The 18,971-nt window shown below is 67.4% G+C and carries 15 protein-coding genes; 3 read left to right on the top strand and 12 right to left on the bottom strand.

Annotated features, from left to right (window positions below; translation table 11 throughout):
- Window positions 1-4 precede the first annotated feature (4 nt).
- From WJ16_RS27905 to WJ16_RS27885, 6 genes are all read right to left on the bottom strand, one after another.
- Window positions 5-4,849, bottom strand: coding sequence for an NAD-glutamate dehydrogenase (locus WJ16_RS27905; RefSeq protein ID WP_069260243.1), 4,845 nt, complete (start codon window positions 4,847-4,849; stop codon window positions 5-7).
- Window positions 4,850-4,996: 147 nt separating this feature from the next.
- Window positions 4,997-5,218 carry a hypothetical protein gene (locus tag WJ16_RS27900; RefSeq protein WP_069260242.1) on the bottom strand — a complete coding sequence of 74 codons (222 nt, stop codon included), beginning with the start codon at window positions 5,216-5,218 and terminating at the stop codon, window positions 4,997-4,999.
- A 12-nt stretch (window positions 5,219-5,230) separates the two neighbouring features.
- A complete protein-coding gene (locus WJ16_RS35085; RefSeq protein ID WP_157126871.1) occupies window positions 5,231-6,115 on the bottom strand; it encodes a hypothetical protein in 885 nt (294 codons plus the stop codon).
- Between the two features lie 345 nt (window positions 6,116-6,460).
- Window positions 6,461-6,649 carry a 4-oxalocrotonate tautomerase gene (locus WJ16_RS27895; protein WP_059500251.1) on the bottom strand — a complete coding sequence of 63 codons (189 nt, stop codon included), beginning with the start codon at window positions 6,647-6,649 and terminating at the stop codon, window positions 6,461-6,463.
- A gap of 59 nt (window positions 6,650-6,708) precedes the next feature.
- Entirely contained in the window at window positions 6,709-7,482 is a 774-nt protein-coding gene (locus WJ16_RS27890) for a class II aldolase/adducin family protein (protein WP_069260241.1), read from the bottom strand.
- The gene (locus WJ16_RS27885; RefSeq protein ID WP_069260240.1) at window positions 7,460-8,350 is read right to left on the bottom strand and encodes an urea transporter; all 891 of its coding nucleotides are present in this window, start codon (window positions 8,348-8,350) and stop codon (window positions 7,460-7,462) included. Before WJ16_RS27885 ends, WJ16_RS27890 begins: the two co-directional genes overlap by 23 nt.
- 317 nt (window positions 8,351-8,667) lie before the next feature.
- On the opposite strand from WJ16_RS27885, the gene WJ16_RS27880 reads away from it, so the two are divergent.
- Entirely contained in the window at window positions 8,668-9,231 is a 564-nt protein-coding gene (locus tag WJ16_RS27880) for a putative glycolipid-binding domain-containing protein (RefSeq protein WP_069260239.1), read from the top strand.
- On the opposite strand, the gene WJ16_RS27875 is transcribed toward WJ16_RS27880, so the two are convergent.
- The 5 genes from WJ16_RS27875 to WJ16_RS27855 form a co-directional block, all read right to left on the bottom strand.
- The gene (locus WJ16_RS27875) at window positions 9,183-10,097 is read right to left on the bottom strand and encodes an alpha/beta fold hydrolase (protein WP_069260238.1); all 915 of its coding nucleotides are present in this window, start codon (window positions 10,095-10,097) and stop codon (window positions 9,183-9,185) included. The two genes, WJ16_RS27880 and WJ16_RS27875, sit on opposite strands and share 49 nt — an antisense overlap.
- 4 nt (window positions 10,098-10,101) lie before the next feature.
- On the bottom strand, window positions 10,102-11,007 hold the full coding sequence (locus tag WJ16_RS27870) for a metal-dependent hydrolase (RefSeq protein ID WP_069260237.1): 906 nt from the start codon (window positions 11,005-11,007) through the stop codon (window positions 10,102-10,104).
- Window positions 11,004-11,933 carry an SDR family NAD(P)-dependent oxidoreductase gene (locus tag WJ16_RS27865; protein ID WP_069260236.1) on the bottom strand — a complete coding sequence of 310 codons (930 nt, stop codon included), beginning with the start codon at window positions 11,931-11,933 and terminating at the stop codon, window positions 11,004-11,006. The genes WJ16_RS27870 and WJ16_RS27865 overlap by 4 nt, the downstream gene beginning before the upstream one ends.
- 21 nt (window positions 11,934-11,954) lie before the next feature.
- Complete coding sequence (locus WJ16_RS27860) at window positions 11,955-13,532, bottom strand: flavin-containing monooxygenase (RefSeq protein ID WP_069260235.1); 1,578 nt, start codon at window positions 13,530-13,532, stop codon at window positions 11,955-11,957.
- Between the two features lie 246 nt (window positions 13,533-13,778).
- Complete coding sequence (locus tag WJ16_RS27855; RefSeq protein WP_069260234.1) at window positions 13,779-14,450, bottom strand: lysoplasmalogenase; 672 nt, start codon at window positions 14,448-14,450, stop codon at window positions 13,779-13,781.
- A gap of 382 nt (window positions 14,451-14,832) precedes the next feature.
- Here WJ16_RS27855 and speB point away from each other — a divergent pair, with 382 nt between their 5' ends.
- Window positions 14,833-15,801, top strand: a complete 969-nt coding sequence (gene speB / locus WJ16_RS27850) for an agmatinase (protein WP_069260233.1) — start codon at window positions 14,833-14,835, stop codon at window positions 15,799-15,801.
- Window positions 15,802-16,035: 234 nt separating this feature from the next.
- Here the strand turns inward: speB and WJ16_RS27845 are convergent, their stop codons facing one another.
- The gene (locus tag WJ16_RS27845; protein ID WP_069261175.1) at window positions 16,036-17,331 is read right to left on the bottom strand and encodes a citrate synthase family protein; all 1,296 of its coding nucleotides are present in this window, start codon (window positions 17,329-17,331) and stop codon (window positions 16,036-16,038) included.
- Between the two features lie 103 nt (window positions 17,332-17,434).
- On the opposite strand from WJ16_RS27845, the gene WJ16_RS27840 reads away from it, so the two are divergent.
- The gene (locus tag WJ16_RS27840; RefSeq protein WP_069260232.1) at window positions 17,435-18,868 is read left to right on the top strand and encodes a CoA transferase; all 1,434 of its coding nucleotides are present in this window, start codon (window positions 17,435-17,437) and stop codon (window positions 18,866-18,868) included.
- Window positions 18,869-18,971: the final 103 nt, after the last annotated feature.

Here is an 18,971-nt window from a genome sequence, read left to right as displayed (position 1 = left end):
GCCGTCACGCGCGTTCGAGCACGGCCATTTCCCGCACGATCACGAGCAGTACCGCGAGGCTCGCGCCGCCCGACGCGCGCAGGTCCGCGAGCAGGTGCTCGTAGCGGGCGAGCGCGGCTTCGCGGCGTTCGCGCCACGCGCCGACGATCGTCTCCGGCGTCGTCGAATCCGGCGATTCCGCGAGCGCGCCCGTCGCGAGCGTGCGCTTTAGGCGGGCGACTTCGGCCAGCGCGGCCGCGCGCGCGAGCATGTCCCAGTGGGTCGGCGTCGGCAGCGTCGCCGCGCGTTCGGCGATCCAGCTGTAATTGAGCAGCGTGCCGAGCGAGAAATACACGCCCGCGACGAGTTCGAGGCTGCGGCTGCCGGTGGCGGCCACTTCGGCGATGTCGAGCAGCGCGGCCGAGATGTCGCCGCTCGCGACGCGCACCGCCAGCGCGCTGTCGACGCCGGCTTCGACCAGCACGCGCTGCCGCTCGGACAGCGCATCGAGGTCGTCGGCCGGCAGCAGCGACGGCAGTTGCGGCGCCAGCCGCTGCGCCGCGTCGCGGCAGCGTGCGATCAGCTCGGCCACGCCGCCGTCGGCCACCGCGCCGGATTGCAGATGCCGCAGGAACCACAGCGCCGCGCGCTCCAGCAGCCGCGCGACGTCGACGAACATGCGCGCCTGCACGTCGTCGGCCACGCGGTTGTCGAGCGCGTCGATGTCGCGCCACACCGCATCGAGGTCGAACACGTCGCGCGCCATGATGCACGCGCGCACGATGTCGCCCAGCTTCGCGTCCGTTTCCTCCATCAGCCGGTGCACGAACGCGCAGCCCACGCGGTTCACGAGCGCGTTGGTCAGGTGCGTCGCGAGAATCTCGCGGCGCAGCGGATGGCGGCGCATCGGTTCGCTGAAACGCTGCTGCAGCGGCTTCGGGAAGTAGTCGACAAGCATCGCGGCCACGAGCGGATCCTCCGGCACGTCGGATTCGAGCAGCGCGTCGTACAGCCACATCTTGCTGTACGCGAGCAGCACCGCGCGCTCCGGCGACGTGAGGCCGAGCTTCGCCGCCTGCCGTTCGGCGATTTCGTCGTCGGTCGGCAGAAATTCGATCACGCGGTTCAGCCGGCCCGCGCGTTCGAGCCAGCGCATCAGCCGCGCTTCGGCGTCGAGCAATTCGACCGCATAGCGGCCGGCGATCGACAGCGCCTGCGTCTGGTAGTAGTTGTCGCGCAGCACGAGCAGCCCGACTTCGTCGGTCATCTCCGCGAGCAGCGCGTTGCGCTGCTTCTCGGTCATCTCGCCGTCGGACACGACGAGCCCGAGCAGGATCTTGATGTTGACTTCGTGATCCGAACAATCGACGCCCGCCGAGTTGTCGATCGCGTCGGTGTTGATGCGGCCGCCGCGCTGCGCGAACTCGATCCGCCCGAACTGCGTGCAGCCGAGGTTGCCGCCTTCGCCGACCACCTTGCAGCGCAGGTCCGCGCCGTTCACGCGCACCGCGTCGTTCGCGCGGTCGCCGACCTGCAGGTGGGTTTCGCGCGCGGCCTTCACGTAGGTGCCGATGCCGCCGTTGTACAGCAGGTCGACCGGCGCCTGCAGGATCGCGCGGATCAGCTCGGTCGGCGGCAGCGCGTGCGCGTCGATGCCGAGCGCGGCCTGCACGGCCGGCGACAGCGGAATCGTCTTCGCGGTGCGCGGATACACGCCGCCGCCCGATGAAATCGCCGCCGGATCGTAATCTGCCCAGCTCGAGCGTTCGAGCGCGAACATGCGCTGGCGCTCCGCGAAGCTCGTCGCCGGGTCGGGGTTCGGGTCGAGGAACACGTGCCGGTGATCGAACGCGGCGACGAGCCGGATATGCGGCGACAGCAGCATCCCGTTGCCGAACACGTCGCCCGACATGTCGCCGACGCCGACCACGGTGAAGTCGGTCGTCTGCGTATCGACGCCCATCTCGCGGAAGTGCCGCTTCACCGATTCCCACGCGCCGCGCGCGGTGATCGCCATCTTCTTGTGGTCGTAGCCGACCGAGCCGCCGGACGCGAACGCGTCGTCGAGCCAGAAGCCGTATTCATGCGAGATCGCGTTCGCGTAGTCGGAGAAGGTGGCCGTGCCCTTGTCGGCGGCGACGACCAGGTACGGATCGTCCGGATCGTGACGCACGACGCCGGGCGGCGGCACGATCGCGTTGCTCGCCAGGTTGTCGGTCAGGTCGAGCAGGCCGCGCAGGAAGGTCTGGTAGCACGCGATGCCTTCGCGCATCCACGCTTCGCGATCGCTCGGCGGCGGCGGGTTCTTCACGACGAAGCCGCCTTTCGAGCCGACCGGCACGATCACGACGTTCTTCACCATCTGCGCCTTCATCAGCCCGAGCACCTCGGTGCGGAAATCCTCGCGGCGATCCGACCAGCGCAGCCCGCCGCGCGCGACGCGCCCGCCGCGCAGGTGCACGCCCTCGACCCGCGGCGAATACACCCAGATCTCGAACATCGGCTTCGGTTCGGGCAGGCCCGGCACTTTCGCCGGATTGAACTTGAACGACAGGTACGGTTTCGATTCGCCGCTGGCGTCGACGAGGAAGTAGTTCGTGCGCTCGGTCGCGTTGATCACGCCGAGGAACTGGCGCAGGATGCGGTCTTCGTCGAGGTTCGGCACCTGGTCGAGCGCGCCTTCGATCGCCTTCAGCAGCCGCTCGGCCTGGACGTCGCGCGTGTCGCCGACGGCCGGGTCGAAGCGCAGCAGGAACAGCTCGACGAGCTGCCGCGCGATCGCCGGGTTGCCGGTCAGCGCGCGCTCGATATACGCGTCGCTGAAGGTCGAGCCGACTTGCCGCAGGTACTTCGCATACGCGCGCAGGATCGTCACTTCGCGCGCGCTCAGGTGGGCGCGCAGCACGAGGCGGTTGAAATCGTCGTTCTCGATCCGGCCGCTCCAGATCTGGTCGAACGCATCTTCGAACAGGCCCTTCACGCGCTCGATGTCGAATTCGGTATTGTCGTCCGCGAGTTCGAGGCCGAAGTCGTGCACCCACGCGTGCGCGCCATCCTGCGTCTGGATGCGGTACGGCCGCTCCTCGTCGACGCGCACGCCGAGATGTTCGAGCATCGGCAGGCTGCGCGACAGCGCGATCGGGTCGCCCGCGCGATAGACCTTGAAGCGGAACGCACGCGCCTCGGCCTCGATCGGCCGGTACAGGTTCATCGCGAGCTGCCCCGAATCCTTCACGCGCTCGATCAGCTCGATGTCGCGCACGGCCGTGCGCGCCGGATAGTCGTCGCGATAGCCGGCCGGGAACGACTCGGCATAGCGCTGCAGCAGGCGGTTGCCTTGCTCCTCGCCGAATGCGTCGAGCAGCGCGTCGGCGAGATCGTCCTGCCAGCGGCGCGTGACCTGCACGAGCCGCGTTTCGAGTTCACGCGTGTCGACGTCGGGCATCGTGCCCGGTTCCGCGTGCACGACGAAATGAATGCGCGCGATCGCCGATTCCGACAGCAGCGGCGTGAATTCGACGTTCACGCCGTTGTACGCGTCGACCAGCAGTTTCGCGATGCGCCGGCGCAGGTCGGTGTTGTACTTGTCGCGCGGCACGAACACGAGGCACGACACGAAGCGGTCGAAGCGGTCGCGGCGCACGAACAGGCGCGTGCGCTGGTGTTCCTGCAGCCGCAGGATGCCGAGCGCGATGTCGTAGAGCTGGTCTTCGTCGGCCTGGAACAGTTCGTCGCGCGGATAGGTTTCGAGCACCGTCACGAGCGACTTGCCGAGATGCCCCTTCGGCAAAAAACCCGCGCGCCGCACGATGTTCGCGCACTTGCGGCGCACGATCGGGATTTCCGCGCTCGACACCATGTAGGCGGTCGACGTGTAGAGCCCGATGAAGCGGCGTTCGCCGGCCACCTTGCCGTCGGCGCCGATGAGTTTCACGCCGACGTAGTCGAGATACCCGGGCCGGTGCACGGTCGCGCGCGAGTTCGCCTTGGTCAGGAAGATCGGCCACGCGCCGGTGATGATGTCGGCGGCAGCCTGCGGCAGCGGCGTGACGTCGGGCGCGCCCGACGGGCGCAACGATTCGCGCAGGATGCCGAAGCCGGTGCCCTCGATGCCGCGCAGCCCGAAGCCGGTGCCGTCCGAGACCAGCGCGTAGTCGCGCTGGCCGAGGAACGTGAAGTGATCGGCCGCCATCCATTCGAGGAACGCGCGCGCCTCGATGTCTTCGGCGGTCGATTCGCGCGCCTTCATTTCCTTGATCGTCGCGCGGGCGATGTCGACGATCTTCGGCCAGTCTTCGACCGACGCGCGTACGTCGCCGAGCACGTGCGCGATGTCGTTGCGCAGCGTGTCGAGCAGCGCGGCGTCGCCGCAGCGGTCGACTTCGAAATGGATGAACGATGCGAGCTGCGACTGGCCGTCGGCCGACGCCGCGCCGCCCGCGTCGACCCGCTCGATGCCGCCGTCGGCGCCGCGCCAGATGCGGAACACCGGGTGCAGCGCGGAATGCAGCGCAAGCCCGAGGCGGTTGACGGCCATCGTCACCGAATCGACGAGGAACGGCATGTCGTCGTTGACGATCTCGATCACCGTGTGATCGGAATGCCAGCCGTGCTGTTCGAGGATCGGGTTGTACACGCGCAGCCGTTCGCTGCCGGGCACGAATTTCTGGGCCGTCTGCCAGTGCGCCATCGCGGCGCCGTAGAGATCGGCGATGCCGCGGCTTTGCAGGTCGTCGGCATCGGCGAAATCGTAGTAGTGACGCAGGAACGGTTCGACGATCCGGAACGTGGCTTCGGGCAGGCGCCCGCGCGCGAATTCGACGACGTCGGAGAGCAGGTGTGCGACGACTTCCTCGTTCTTCGCTTCCATGGCGGTCTCCTCGTCGGGTGGCCATCGGCTGCTGCGTCTGTCCGGCATTATGCGCCGATTGCGTGACAAAGCGATGTGCGGGCGCACAACGGGACGGAGCGTGAAGCGGGGGCTGCAGCGCCCGTGGCGGGGCGCTGCAGATGTGGGTCACGTCAGTTCCGGCGGCTTCAGGTCGGGGTGCCGTGCGTAGAGCGGGTTCATGAAGTCGACCAGCATTGTGGTCAGCACTTGCGACACGAATTCGCGGTAGGCGACGAATTCGGAATCCGGGCACGACGCCTTGACCTCCAGTAGAGAGCGATCGAGATCGGCCCCCATTTGCAAGATCATGTCGTTCAGGGCGCTTGCGATTTGCTTGTCCGTGATCATGTGCTTACCTTTTTAACATCCCGCCAACGCGTTGCAACTGTTGACGCAGTTCCAGAATTTGAATCCGAAGTTGCCGGTTGGTAAAGTCATTGCAGAACACTTTGCCCGGCACATCTCCCTCCATTGCGCGCAGGACGTGTTTCGAGGCTGCGGCGCCATACCAGGAGGGTTGTCGATAGTTGGGTGAGCGACGAAGACGAAGTTCGTCGATTCTTGTATCGTCGGATAGATCACGGCGAGATCTTCCGAAAAGAGCAACGCTGCATCAAATTCGTGATTGAACTTGGTTGCGCAGGCTGTCGTCGCTGGAGAGAGCGTCAGATGCGATCCATCTTCCAAGCCATCTGATTTTATCTTCCCTGCCAGTCTACATTTACCGATATCGACTGACGCGTCCGCAAGGTTTTTGTCGATGCGAAGCTGGACAGGGATATCGGAGATTGTTGCCAGCCAGCTTCCCGAACGGAGGGCGCCCTGAGCTTTATTTTTGGTGCGATAGGGTTTCGCAACGAAGCTGGTAGTTTCACCATTGGCGCTCAGCATGACGCCAATTGATCGACTGCTAGTCTCCTGAACTCCGATAGTGATTTTGGACGAATTCGAAGTCCACGGGACATAGTCGGTGCCGTTTGATCCGTCTCGTCGATCATGAATGACGTATCCGGAAATATTCTTTTTGTTTCCGTATACGACTAGAAAGCGGTCGGCGGAAATCTTGATGATTCTGTAAGCCGTTCCATTCTCGTTGGCCTCCCATGTCTCGTGGATAGTAGCGGAGTGCCGATCCGACGTCGTGTCGGGCGATGTCGAGACGGGGCCGCCGACGCCGGAAGTCGCGAACGAAATCAACGAAAACAGCAGAGCGGCGGAATAGCCTTTGAGCGTCCTGATTTTCATGGTGTCTACCTGTAGCGATAAGTTGAATGTCGGCGTAGACGTACTTGCCGGATTTCATCGCTGGCGGTGACACCGATGGGCGGTGATTGGCTGGCTACTATGTCAAATGCGGAATGATGTTTTTGATTCGTTATACGAAGCTTTTTTGGAGCGCAGCGAAACGATTCCTGGATGTTTTTGTGTTAACGAAAGCTAATTGCGATGATTCTGAATGTCAATGGCAATATATTGGGATAGCTGATTGACGTGAGGTATTCGAGGAGGTGGCGAGGGGGCTATAGCTGAGCAACGGAGACAGCGCGCTTTTGTGGTCCGGAGGCGCGCTGGCTTTTTGTGGGGCGCCTGTCAGCGCTCGTCGCTCCACAGCTTGCCGGCCGTCGCCCAGTTTTCCTTCTTCACGTCGGTCAGGATGATATCGACCGAGCCCGGCGTGCAGCCGAGCGTCTCGCAGGTGACGCGCGTGATCGCTTCGACGAATGCGCGCTTCTGTTCGACGGTGCGGCCTTCGAAGAGCTGGATATTGAAAGTCGGCATGAGAGGGGCTCCGGTTGGGTTTGAACGATTCGGCCGCGGTTGCGGCGACGATTGCGGCGTCAGTCGCGATACGACGGATCGATCCGGTCGAGGCGGCGCAGCAGCGCCGGCCATTCGAGTTCGCCTTCGATCGCGCCGCCGTCGCGCAGTTGTTCGGCAGTGCGCTGCGCGACGGCCGCATCGGGCAGCACGAGCGGCCCGCCGCCTGCTTGCGCGCGCACCTGGATGTCGCACGCCTTGATCAGCGTATCCATCAGCACATAGGCTTCGGCCACGGTGCGGCCGACCGTCAGCGTGCCGTGGTTGCGCAGCAGCATCGCGGATTTTGCGCCGAGGCTCGCGGTCAGTCGCGCGCCTTCGGCCGGCGAGAACGCGAGCGCTTCGTAATCGTGATACGCGAGGTCGCCATGAAAGCGCAGCGCGTGCTGCGACGCGGGCAGCAGCCCGTCGCGCTGGATCGACACCGCAATGCCGGCCGTATTGTGCAGATGCATCACGCACACGGCGTCGGCGCGCGCGGCATGCACGGCCGCGTGCAGCGCGAAGCCCGTCACGTTGACCGCATGCTCGCTCGTGCCGATCCGGTTGCCGGCCAGGTCGATCTTCACGAGATTCGATGCGCGGACTTCGTCGAACGTGAGCCCGAACGGGTTGATCAGGAAGTGGCCGGGTTCGCCGGGCACGGTCGCGGACAGATGCGTGTAGATCAGGTCGTCCCAGCCGTTCAGCGCGACGAGCCGGTAGGCGGCGGCGAGGTCGACGCGCAGCCGGCGTTCGGCGTCCGAGATCGGGCCGCCGGGTTTCAGGGCGTCAGGACGGTGTGCGAATGACATCGGGTTCTCCGAAGGTGAAGCGGCGTGCGACGGCTACGGTCACCCACGACGCCAACGCGAACGGGGCCGTGAACGCGGGAATGCCGGCGCGCGTCGCGAGCCACTGGATCAGCGCGGCGAATGCTGCGGCGGCCAGTGCCGCGCGCGGGCCGCGCGGCATCAGCGCCAGCGCGGCGAGCGCGCCGTTGAAGCCGAGCAGGCCGTCGGCGAACTGCGCGTCGCTCGCGCCGAGCACGACCAGCAGCACGGTCGATACGAGCGCGCCGCCGAGCGCGAACGCGGCCGCCCGGCGCGACGCGACGGCAAGGCCGGCGACGATCAGCGCGCCGGCCCACGCGCCTTGCGCGAAGGTGGTCTGGGCGACGCCGGACAGAACGGCATCGGCGGCGGCAGCGACGGTCAGCGCCGGGGCGGCCGTCGCGCCGTCCGCGTGTTGCAGCGCGACAAACGGCAGCCACAGCGCGGTGACGACGAGGCACGGGCTCGAATACGGACACTGGCGCCAGCGCGCGAGCGGCGTGCGCATCGCGCGCTGGACGAGCGCCGCGCCGATCGACACGAGCGGCACCAGCGCGACGGCGGCGCCGGAAGACGGCGCGCACAGCACGGCGATCAGCGCGGCGAGCGCGCCGTTGAAGCCGTGCAGCCCCTGTTCGACGTCGCGACGCCCGGCGCCCGTCAGCACGGCGGTCATGCTGGCGGCGGCCGAGCCCACCAGCGCCGCGCTCGCGAGCCGCAGGTCGGTCAGTGCCAGCGCGGCGAGCAGCAGGGCGCCTGTGAGCGCATTCGCCTGCAGCACGATCTGCCCGATGCCGCGCAGCAGAATGCGCAGATCGATCGAGGGCGAGGCGGGGCGGGCGGTAGGCATGGCAGCGACGGAACAGAACGACACGCGAGCATAGGACACTCCGCGATGCACCGGAATAGGGAATTCCGGATAGTCAGGATTTGGGATGGATGCCCCAAATTGAGGCAAAAAGAGGCCGGTGTGCGTACTCGGAATGTTTTTCGTGTGCAGGCTGGTCGTCACGTGACTGATTCACGCTCGCCGACTTCAAAGCGCCAGCCCCGATCGCCGTTCGAGGGGCCGGACACGGTGCGCCGTGCTGACCGACGGGGGGGCATTCCGGATAGCGACGATTTGTGTGACGATGCCCCGACACGAGATATCCGGGAGGTGGGACGATGCGCGAGGTGCGGTGGGCGTCGCTCGAAGGCGACGGGGTCGAACATCTGACGTTCGACCGGAGCGACGGCGGGATCGTCGTCGAAAGCGCGGTGGTCGGGCAGCGGTACGGCCGTGCGTACGGGCTCGCGTATCGCGTCGAATGCGATCCGCAATGGCGCGTGACCTACGCCGTGCTCAAGGTAATGGGCGGCGGCACGCTCGAACTGCACGGCGACGGGGCTGGGCACTGGCGCAACGGCTCAGGCCGGGCGCTGCACGAGCTGGATGGCTGCGTCGACATCGACATCGCGGCGACGCCGTTCACGAATTCGCTGCCGATCGGCCGCCTCGGGCTCGCGCGCGGCGAGCGGCGGCCGATCGACGTCGCGTACATCTCGACGCCCGACCTGAAGGTCACGCCGGTCAAGCAGGCTTATGCGTGCATCGAACCCGGCCGGCGCTACCGCTACGAAGGGATCTTCCGGAACTTCACCGCGGAGATGGACGTCGACGACGACGGGCTCGTCGTCGATTACGAGACGCTGTTCAGACGCCTGTCGGCGCTGCCAACGGCACGTTGAACCGCGGCGTTCGGCACCGCCGGGCGCTCCTGCGCGGAGGCGAAGCGGTCGATCCGCGACGCGATCATGTCCGGGTGGCGCAGCACGATCCAGTGCGTGCCGTCGATTTCCTCGCGCACGTGCTCGCCGAGCCAGCGGTCGAGGTCGACCGACATCTCGGGCGTCACATAGCGGTCGCGCACCGGCACGAGGATCTGCACCGGCGCCTGCGCGTAGCGTTCGCGCGGCTGGCGGGCCCGTGCGAGGAAATTCGCGCGGTACAGCTGCAGGCCGTTCAGCGCGTTCTTCAGCTGCACGGGATCGCGCTCCGCGCGCACGCGTTCGGTGAGCTGCAGCCAGCGCGGCCACAACGCCGCGCCGCCGAGCCGCCACACCAGCGACGGCACGAGCGGCAGATGAAAGAACGCGATGTACCACGACTTCAGGCTCTGCTTGAGCCGCATCTTCGCGCGGAACACGTGATCGAGGCACGGGCCCGAGATCGACGTGTACGACGCGATTAGGCCGCGGAACGCGGGGTCGGTCACGGCCTCCCAGCACTGGATCGAGCCCCAGTCGTGGCCGACGAGATGGAACGGCCGGCCGCCGCAGGTCGCGTCCGCCACCGCCTTCAGGTCGGCGGCGAGCCGCTCGAGCGTGTAGTCGGCCCGGCGGCGCGGCGCATCTGACGCGCCGGCGCCGCGCACGTCGTACGCGATCACGCGGTAGCGCTTCGCGAGCCGCGCGCGGATCGGCGCCCACACGGACGCCGAATCGGGGTAGCCGTGCACGAGGATCAGCGGCGGCGCGCGCCGCGGCCCGCTCACGTAGACGGCGAGCTTCACGTCGCCGGACTGGACGGTCAGCATCTCGTGGGCGCGCGCCATCGCGTCACGCCTGCGGGACCGGATGCAGCGGCACGCGGCGCGGCGCGGCTTGCGCGGCGTAGTGCGCGTTGGTCGCGTCGATGTTCTCGAGCAGCGTGTCGAGCTCCTGCAGGTACTGGTGGTTGTCGTGGTCCCACGGGTGGAAGCCCGGGCGGAAGTAGTCGAGCCATTCGCGCGCGATGCTCGGAAACACGCCGTGCTTCGGGCTGTACAGGTACTTCACGAGGCGCCACATGCCGCCGAACTTCCCGTGTTCGCGACGGTGCGCGCGCATCAGCCGCACGTGGAAGTCGAACACGATCGTCCAGAAGAACACGGTGGTCACGAGCATCGTGCCCGTGCGCAACAGGTAGCTGCCGAGGCCCGGCTTCATCACGGTGTTCCATACGTCGTAGGACACTGCCTTGTGTTCGGTTTCCTCCATCGCATGCCACATCCACATCTGCCGGTAGCCTTCGACCGAACCGTCGATGCGGTGTTCGTGGCCGGACAGCAACTGGTTCGCGAGGATCGCCGTGTAGTGTTCGAGCGCGATCGTGATCGCGAGCTGCATCGAATGCGGCAGCACCTTCTTGAACCAGCCGAGGATCGTCCACAGGCGCTTGTCGAGCTTGTGCGCGGGCAGGCCGGCCGCTTGCAGCAGATCGTTGTATTCGATGTGCTCGCGCGTATGCATCGCTTCCTGGCCGATGAAGCCGAGCACCTGCTTCTTCAGCTCGGGGTCCTCGATCCGGTCGCGGTAGTTGCGCACCGAATCCATGAAGAAGCGTTCGCCGGCCGGAAACAGCAGCGACAGCGCATTCATGAAGTGCGTGACCGGCACGCCCTGCACGTGCCAGTCGCGCGCGCGTTCCGGCGGCAGCGCGAAACGGATGTCGCGCCGCACGGGCATCATGTTCGGGGTCGTCATGATTGTTCTCCCTGATTGCCTGCATTGTTGTAGGTGGCGTGCAGCGGGGCGGGCGCCGACGTGCCGCGCGCGGCGCGACGGGCCTTCGCGGCCTCGCGGCGCGTCGCGAGCACGACGAGCGCCTGGTACGCGGCCGGCAGGATGCGCGCCATCCAGTCTGCCCCTTTCGCGTCGCGGCCGATCAGCACGCGGCGCTTGTTCCTGCGCACGCCGGCGAGGATCGTGCGCGCGGCGTCGTCGGCGGTCGTGATGAAGAACTTCTCGAAGCTGTCCTTGCCTTGCTGTTCGCTCTCGACGATGAAGCCGACCATGTTCTTCGCGACGCGGCTCGACTGCGCGATGTTCGTGCGGATGCCGCCCGGATGCACGCAGGTGGCCGATACGCCGCACTTCATCATGTCGAGTTCCTGGCGCAGCGATTCGGTGAAGCCGCGCACCGCGAACTTCGTCGCGTTGTAGCCGCTCATGCCCGGCTGCGCGAAGATCCCGAAGATGCTCGACGTATTGATCACGTGGCCGTCGCCCGATGCTTTCAGATGCGGCAGGAACGCCTTCGTGCCGTGCACGACGCCCCAGAAGTTGATGTTCACGATCCATTCGAGATCGTCGTATTCCATGCCTTCGATCGTGCTCGACAGCGCGACGCCCGCGTTGTTGAAGATCAGGTTGACCTTGCCGTGTTCCTTCACGGTGTCGTCTGCCCACGCGAACATCGCGTCGCGCTCGCTCACGTCGAGCACGCGGGTCGATACGCGCACGTTCGGCGCGATCGCACGGACGATCCGTTCGGTTTCGGCGAGGCCGACGCCGTTCCTGTCGGCGAGCGATACGTGGCAGCCGGCCTGCGCGAGCTGGATCGCAAGCGCGCGGCCCATGCCCGAACCGGCTCCCGTGATCGCGGCGACCTTGTTGGCGAAATCTCTCATGTCGGTGGCTCCTTGTCTGGCTCAGGCCGCTTCGGCGGATGCGGAAGCGGCGGGCGCGGCGGCGGGCCGCGCGCTCGTGTCGTGTTGCGGCGCGCGATACATGTGGTAGTCGGCGATCGAGAAGTGCGCGGTCGCCTGGCGGAAGCGCCACGTGAAGCCCGGCCACAGCGTCGTGTTCTTGCCGGTGCGCGGGTCGAGATACCAGCTCTTGCAGCCGCCTGTCGACCAGATCGCCTTCTTCAGCCTGCCCTGCAGGTCGTCGTTGAACTGCGCCTCGACGAGCGGGCGCACCTCGATCGCGTCCGCGCGCTCGCGGCGCATCGCCTGCAGTGCGCCGAGGATGTACTCGATCTGCGACTCGATCATGAACACCATCGAGTTGTGGCCGAGGCCCGTGTTCGGGCCGACGATCATGAAGAAGTTCGGGTAGCCGGGCAGCGTCGAGCCGAGGTACGCGTGCGCGCCGTCGCGCCACGCGTCGACGATGTCGAGCCCGCCGCGGCCGACGATCGCGCCGCGCGGATACGGATCGGCCACCTGGAAGCCGGTGCCGTAGATCAGGCAGTCGACTTCATGGCGCTTGCCGTCGGCCGTCACGACCGCGTCGGCTTCGATGTGGTCGATGCCGGTCGTGATCACGTCGACGTTCTTGCGCGACAGCGCCGGATAGTAGTCGTTCGAGATCAGCACGCGCTTGCAGCCGAGCGTGTAGTTCGGCGTGACCGTCTTGCGCAGTTCCGGATCGGGAATCTGCTTGCGGATGTGGCGCAGCGCGAGCTTCTGCACGTTCTTCATCAGCGACGGATGGATCGCGAAGCCGAGCACGCGCGATTCGAGCATCCAGTAGATGCCGCTGCGCACGATCTTCTGCGTGAACGGCAGCGTGCGGAACAGCCACTTCTCGAACCCGGTGAGGTTGCGGTCGGGCTTCGGCATGATCCACGGCGGCGTGCGCTGGAACAGCGCGAGCTGCTTCACGCGCGGCGCGATCTGCGGCACGAACTGGATCGCGCTCGCGCCGGTGCCGATCACCGCGACGCGCTTGCCTTCGAGCGCGTAGTCGTGATCCCACTGCTGCGAATGAAACGCGCGGCCCTTGAAGGTCTCGACGCCGGGAATCGACGGCAGCGCGGCGCGCGACAGCCCGCCCATTCCCGACACCAGCACGCGCGCCGACAGCCGCTTGCCGTTTGCGAACGTGAGGCGCCAGCGCTGCGCGGCCTCGTCGTACTCGGCGCGCTGCAGTTCGTGGTTCAGGCGCAGGTGCGGGCCGACGCCGAAGCGCTGCACGCAGTCTTCCAGATACGCGCGGATTTCCGGCTGGGGCGCGAACATGCGCGTCCAGCGCGGGTTCGGCGCGAACGAGAACGAATAGACGTGCGATTGGACGTCGCAGGCGCACCCGGGGTAATGATTGTCGCGCCACGTGCCGCCGACCGCCGCGGCCTTCTCCAGCACGACGAAGTCGGTCACGCCTGTTTGCAGCAGGCGGATCGCCATCCCGAGGCCGGCGAAGCCGGTGCCGATGATGGCGATGTCGATGGTTTCGTCCAGGCCGTCGTGGCCGGGCGGACCGAAAGGCAACGTGCGAGCATTCATCCGGGTGTCTCCGATTTGGCTCATTTCTGAATGTTACATTGTTTGATGTAACGATAGTGGGTGAACCCGGAAACCGCAAGAGGCTAGAAGCGGCGCTCTAAGGGCCGGAAGCCAGACGGGAAAAGGCTGAGCGGGGTTTGGAACGGGTCGGGTTCCGCACTGCGGGAAGGGCGGAAACGGCCGTCGGGACGGCGAGAGCGGAAGCGCACGAGGCCGCCGGCGCGCGGCGGCCTGTTTGAAACGGTATCAGGGACGGATCGAACGGGCGGCGGTCTCATGGAAAACCCCGGCCACGATCGTGACCTGCGCGAGCGCGTAGAGGCCCCAGATCAGGTAATCGATGCCCGGAAAGCCGCCGAGGAAGCGGCCGACGCCGATCAGCGTGTCGGAGCCGACGAAGATCAGGCTGCCGATGGCCACCAGCGGGCCGCGCGTGCGGGCGGCGAGCGCGAAGCTCGCCATCGCGCAGAGCACGAGCATGTAGACGGCGACCGGCGCCAGCAGCTCGCCGAGGTGCGGGAAGAACGCCGCGTAGAACGCCGGCGCGGCGATCCACAGCGCGACGAGCGCCACGATGCGCCAGCCCTGCGGCCGCGCGCGCCAGCGCACGAAGATCGCGCAGTAGCACAGGTGCGTGAGCAGGAACGCGCCGAGGCCGAGGACGAACGACAGCGGCCAGTCGGGCAGCGCGAGCAGCACGTCGCCGAGCACGGCCGTTGCGAGCGCCGCGCACAGCCACGCGCGTTCGCGCGGCGCCGCGCAGGTGCTGCCCGCCGCGAGCAGCAGGATGCCCATCGCGGCTTTCGCGGCGGCCTGGCCGGGATACGGGGCGGCGGCGAGCGACAGCCCGTACAGCAACGCGGCGGCGACGGCGAGCGGCCAGAGCCGGCGGTAGGTGGCGGGAAGCGTGGCGATCAAGGCGGGTGTCTCCGGTTTGTTGTTGTCCGCGGTGGACGGCGCGCGGTCGAGGGCGCGTGGTCGAGAGCGGCTGTCGGCCATTATCCGGAAGAAAGGGCATTCGAAAACCGGCGAATCCTTCTAGGCGTCGAAGGCGATGCGGGCGCGGCGGCCGTCTGCGCGTTGCCCCGGCTGAACCGGGGCAACGACTTCAATTCGGCTTGCTATGATCACCGCGGGTTTGCCGTTGTCGATCGGGTTTGTTGATGTTGCTGTCGTTGTTTCGCCCGGCTGCGTGACTGGCTGCGCAGGCCGGTGCGTGCCGATGAATCCACGCCGTGCCTGGCCCGTGCGCGCATGCGAAGCGGGGCGGGCGGCCCTCCTCACGAAAACAGGTCCGACCATGACCGAACTTCTCCACGGCGACGGCGCGATCCGTCGCACGACGCCGTACGGCTCGTCGATCGAAAACACCTATGCGGGCGTGCTGTCGTTCATGCGCCGCAACTATTCGCGCGAACTCGGCGGTGTGGACGTCGCGATCTCCGGCGTGCCGCTCGACCTCGCGACGACCTATCGCTCCGGCGCGCGGCTCGGCCCGGCCGCGATCCGCGCGGCAAGCGTGCAGCTCGCGGAGCTGCATCCGTATCCGTGGGGCTTCGACCCGTTCGACGAACTCGCGGCGATCGACTACGGCGACTGCTGGTTCGACGCGCACAACCCGCTGTCGATCAAGCCCGCGATCGTCGAGCATGCGCGCACGATCCTCGGCTGCGGCGCGAAGATGCTGACGCTCGGCGGCGATCACTACATCACGTATCCGCTGCTCGTCGCGCACGCGGAGCGCTACGGCAAGCCGCTGTCGCTGATCCATTTCGATGCGCACTGCGATACGTGGGCCGACGACGATCCGGACAGCCTCAATCACGGGACGATGTTCTACAAGGCCGTGAAGGAAGGGCTGATCGATCCCGCGACGTCGGTGCAGGTCGGCATCCGCACATGGAACGACGATTTTCTCGGGATCGAGCGGCTCGATGCGGCGTGGGTGCACGACCACGGTTCGCGCGCGGCGGTCGAGCGGATCGTCGACATCGTCGGCGCGCGGCCCGCGTACCTGACGTTCGATATCGACTGCCTCGATCCGGCGTTCGCGCCCGGCACGGGCACGCCGGTGGCGGGCGGGCTGTCGTCGGCGCAGGCGCTCGCGATCGTGCGCGCGCTCGGCGCGGTGAATCTCGTGGGCGCCGATGTGGTCGAGGTGGCGCCCGCCTATGACCACGCGGACATCACGGCGATCGCGGCCGCGCATGTCGCGTGCGACTTGCTGTGTCTGTGGCGGCAGAAGAAGGTGGCGGGGGCGTTGAAGTAAGTCGGCATGCGGGGCGCGGGGGCCGGTGCGCGTAGCGCGGATCAATGCCTGGTGCGCGGTGTGCCTGTCGTTTGCATCTCGCTGAACCCGCATGAGAGTCGTCGCGGATGTCCGTGGACGGCTCTTGCCGATCCATCGGCGACATTCGCGAAACGTCTGCGGCTGGCGGCTTCCGTATATCGACGACGCGTGGGCGAATCACCGCTGCTGCGTGCCGGCATCGTCGCTCGAAAGCTATGGATGCCTGAAGAAAGCCGCAAGCATGTCGTCTTCCGGGGCCGCATGTTGCGTCGCTTGCCGCTTTCCCGATCGTCCGCGGGATCGCGCATGCTCCGGGCCGGCATGCGTGCCACCCGGCCACGTCCCCGTATAAACCGCGCGCGGCCGGATCAGATCGGACTGCTCGCGCTGCTCCAGCCCGTGCGCGATCCAGCCGATCGAGCGGCCCAGCGCGAACAGGCCGAATGCGGCACCGAGCGGCAGCCTCAAATGTCTGCGCAGGGCCACCAGCGCGAGATCCAGCGAGGGCCGGTGGCCGACGAGTGCGCTGCCTGCATCGATCATCCGGCTCCATTGAGGATGGCGCGGCAGGATTCGCGACAACAGAGACGTCGCGCGCACGTCGCCGTCGGGGTACAGCGAATGTCCGAAGCCCGGCAGGCCGTCGCCGCGGGCCAGCCGCTCGCGCATTTTCTGTTCGATGTCCTTGTTACCGAGTTCGTCCCACATGGCTTCGCAGCGCGCGGTGGTGGCGCCGTGCCGCTCGCCCGACAGCCCGGCCAGCCCGCCGACCACGACGGCCCGCAAGCTCGCGTTCGTCGACGCGATGCACCGCCCCGTGAAACTCGACGCGTTCAGTTCGTGGTCCGCGCATAGCACGAGCGCCATCCTGATCAGCTCGGCGCCCGCAGGCCCGACGCCCCATGCCTGCGCGCATTGCACGTGCACGGGTGCGGTATCGATCCGGGTTCGCAGCAGGCATGCCGCGAGAATCCGCACGAGGTCGCCGCAACCCTGCGCGTGGCGATCGGCCGATTGCTGCCAGATCGCCGTGGGCGCGTCCTCGCTCGCGACGGTGAAGAGCGGCAGCAGCGCCTGCTCCGCGCGTTGCGCGCCGTAGTGCCTGAAGAGCGTTCGCAACACCGCGGGCGTCGCGGGAACGGGGCGCCCGAACGCGGTCTGCTCGTCGCATCGCCACAGCAGCGCCGCGACTTCCTCGAGACTCGCACGGGCAGCGAGATCGAGCGCATCGACACCGCGATAGAAGAGCCGGCCGCCGTCGATGAGCGTGATGCTCGATTCGAGCACGGGCGACCCCCAGTTCAGCGCGGCTTTCGCCACTTCCTTCGGCTTGCGGCCGCGCGCGCGTTGATCGGCGAGCCGCTCGACGTCGGCCGCGAGATAGCGGCTTTCACGATGACTGCGGCCCGGTTCCGCGCGCAGCAGGCCGCGGCTCACGTACGCATAGAGGGTTGGCCGCGAGACGCCGAGCCGTGCCGCGGCTTCGGTCGAATTCAGGTAGGTCGACATCGTGCGCAGGGGGAATCGTTCGACAGGTTGATCAGGATAATCAACGTTGACAACGAATGCGAGCGAGACGATCTTTGCGTCACCGAATTCATGCGAGGCGAACATGCGTGTCGATCAACTGTCGGGGGAAGCGGCGACGGCCGGCGAGGATCAGGTGTCGCGTCATCTACGGGCGTTCTGGCTTGCTGCCGGCGGGACTGAGGCGTTCGTCGACTCGTGCCGCTTCAGCGGCTCGGGCGAACTGGTTTCCGCGTTTCGCGTCACCGACCTGGCCGCGGCCGCAATCGGTGCAGCCGGGACGGCCGTGGCCGAATTGCTGCATGCGTCGACCGGCACGCTGCCGCCGGTTCGGGTCGACCGGCGCCTGGCGTCGCTGTGGTTCGGCGTGTCGTTGCGTCCGCAGGGCTGGACGATGCCGCCGCCGTGGGACCCGGTGGCCGGCAACTATCGCGCACGCGATCGCTGGATCCGGCTGCACACCAACGCACCGCATCATCGGCTGGCCGCGTTGTCGGTGCTCGGCTGCGCCGGCGATGCCCGGTCGGTCGCGCAGGCGGTGAGTCGCTGGGACGCCGTTGCGCTCGAAGATGCGATCGTCGAGCGCGGCGGTTGTGCGGCGGCGATGTACTCGGCGCAGGAGTGGGCCGCGCATCCGCAGGGCCGGTCGGTCGCGACCGAGCCGCTGCTGCACGTGCAGGCGGCGACCGACGCCGTCGCGCATGCGTGGCGGCCTGCCAGGGACCGGCCGTTGCGCGGCATTCGCGTGCTCGACCTGACGCGCATTCTCGCGGGCCCCGTGGCGACGCGATTGCTCGCGGGTCTCGGCGCCGACGTGTTGCGCATCGATCCGTACGGCTGGGAAGAGCCGGGCACGGTGCCCGACGTGGTGCTGGGCAAGCGATGCGCGCGGCTGAATCTGAAGGATGCGGCGGATCTCGATACGCTCAGGCAGTTGCTGCGCGGCGCGGATATCGTCGTGCACGGCTATCGGTCGGACGCACTCGCGCGTCTCGGGCTCGACGCCGCGCATCGGCGCGAACTGAATCCGGCGCTCGTCGACGTGTCGCTCGACGCGTATGGCTGGAGCGGTGCATGGCGTTGCCGGCGCGGCTTCGACAGCCTCGTTCAGATGAGCACGGGGATCGCCGACGCAGGCATGCGCGTGACGGGGCGCGACGAGCCGGTCAGCCTGCCCGTCCAGGCGATCGACCATGCGACGGGCTATCTGATGGCGACGGCAGCCATCCGCGGGCTGACGGCGCGAATGAAACAGGGTGTCGGCACGCAAGTGCGCGCGTCGCTCGCACGCACGGCGTCCGTTCTGGCGTTGCGTTCGGAGCCCATGAGCGAGGTGGTCGAACTGGCCGCCGACGATCGTCGCGATCGCGCGGAGCAGGTCGAGCCGACGTCGTGGGGGCCGGCAGTCCGGCTCCTGCCGCCGTTGCAGATCGACGGCGCACCGCTGCGCTGGTTTTATCCGGCGCGCGCACTGGGTACGTATGAACCCGAGTGGTTGGCGTTGAACGACGCGCTTTGACGGAATGCGATGAAGCGGGCGGGGACGGGCAACGGGACGGAAATCGGCCCGGCCGACGCGCGGCCGCCGCAGAAGGTCGCGGCCGGGTGAAGCGGAGAGGCGG

This window comes from Burkholderia metallica, from assembly GCF_001718555.1.
Classification (GTDB): Bacteria; Pseudomonadota; Gammaproteobacteria; order Burkholderiales; family Burkholderiaceae; genus Burkholderia; species Burkholderia metallica.
The sequence above is the reverse complement of the archived record's forward strand: the minus strand, read 5'-3'. Positions and strand labels throughout refer to the sequence as shown.

Coding starts and splice junctions, on each gene's coding strand:
- WJ16_RS27900 (WP_069260242.1), bottom strand. CDS start 5,218: ATGATCACGGACAAGCAAATCGCAAGCGCCCTGAACGACATGATCTTG.
- WJ16_RS27885 (WP_069260240.1), bottom strand. CDS start 8,350: ATGCCTACCGCCCGCCCCGCCTCGCCCTCGATCGATCTGCGCATTCTG.
- WJ16_RS27905 (WP_069260243.1), bottom strand. CDS start 4,849: ATGGAAGCGAAGAACGAGGAAGTCGTCGCACACCTGCTCTCCGACGTC.
- speB (WP_069260233.1), top strand. CDS start 14,833: ATGACCGAACTTCTCCACGGCGACGGCGCGATCCGTCGCACGACGCCG.
- WJ16_RS27845 (WP_069261175.1), bottom strand. CDS start 17,331: ATGTCGACCTACCTGAATTCGACCGAAGCCGCGGCACGGCTCGGCGTC.
- WJ16_RS27865 (WP_069260236.1), bottom strand. CDS start 11,933: ATGAGAGATTTCGCCAACAAGGTCGCCGCGATCACGGGAGCCGGTTCG.
- WJ16_RS27890 (WP_069260241.1), bottom strand. CDS start 7,482: ATGTCATTCGCACACCGTCCTGACGCCCTGAAACCCGGCGGCCCGATC.
- WJ16_RS35085 (WP_157126871.1), bottom strand. CDS start 6,115: ATGAAAATCAGGACGCTCAAAGGCTATTCCGCCGCTCTGCTGTTTTCG.
- WJ16_RS27880 (WP_069260239.1), top strand. CDS start 8,668: ATGCGCGAGGTGCGGTGGGCGTCGCTCGAAGGCGACGGGGTCGAACAT.
- WJ16_RS27875 (WP_069260238.1), bottom strand. CDS start 10,097: ATGGCGCGCGCCCACGAGATGCTGACCGTCCAGTCCGGCGACGTGAAG.
- WJ16_RS27840 (WP_069260232.1), top strand. CDS start 17,435: ATGCGTGTCGATCAACTGTCGGGGGAAGCGGCGACGGCCGGCGAGGAT.
- WJ16_RS27860 (WP_069260235.1), bottom strand. CDS start 13,532: ATGAATGCTCGCACGTTGCCTTTCGGTCCGCCCGGCCACGACGGCCTG.
- WJ16_RS27870 (WP_069260237.1), bottom strand. CDS start 11,007: ATGACGACCCCGAACATGATGCCCGTGCGGCGCGACATCCGTTTCGCG.
- WJ16_RS27895 (WP_059500251.1), bottom strand. CDS start 6,649: ATGCCGACTTTCAATATCCAGCTCTTCGAAGGCCGCACCGTCGAACAG.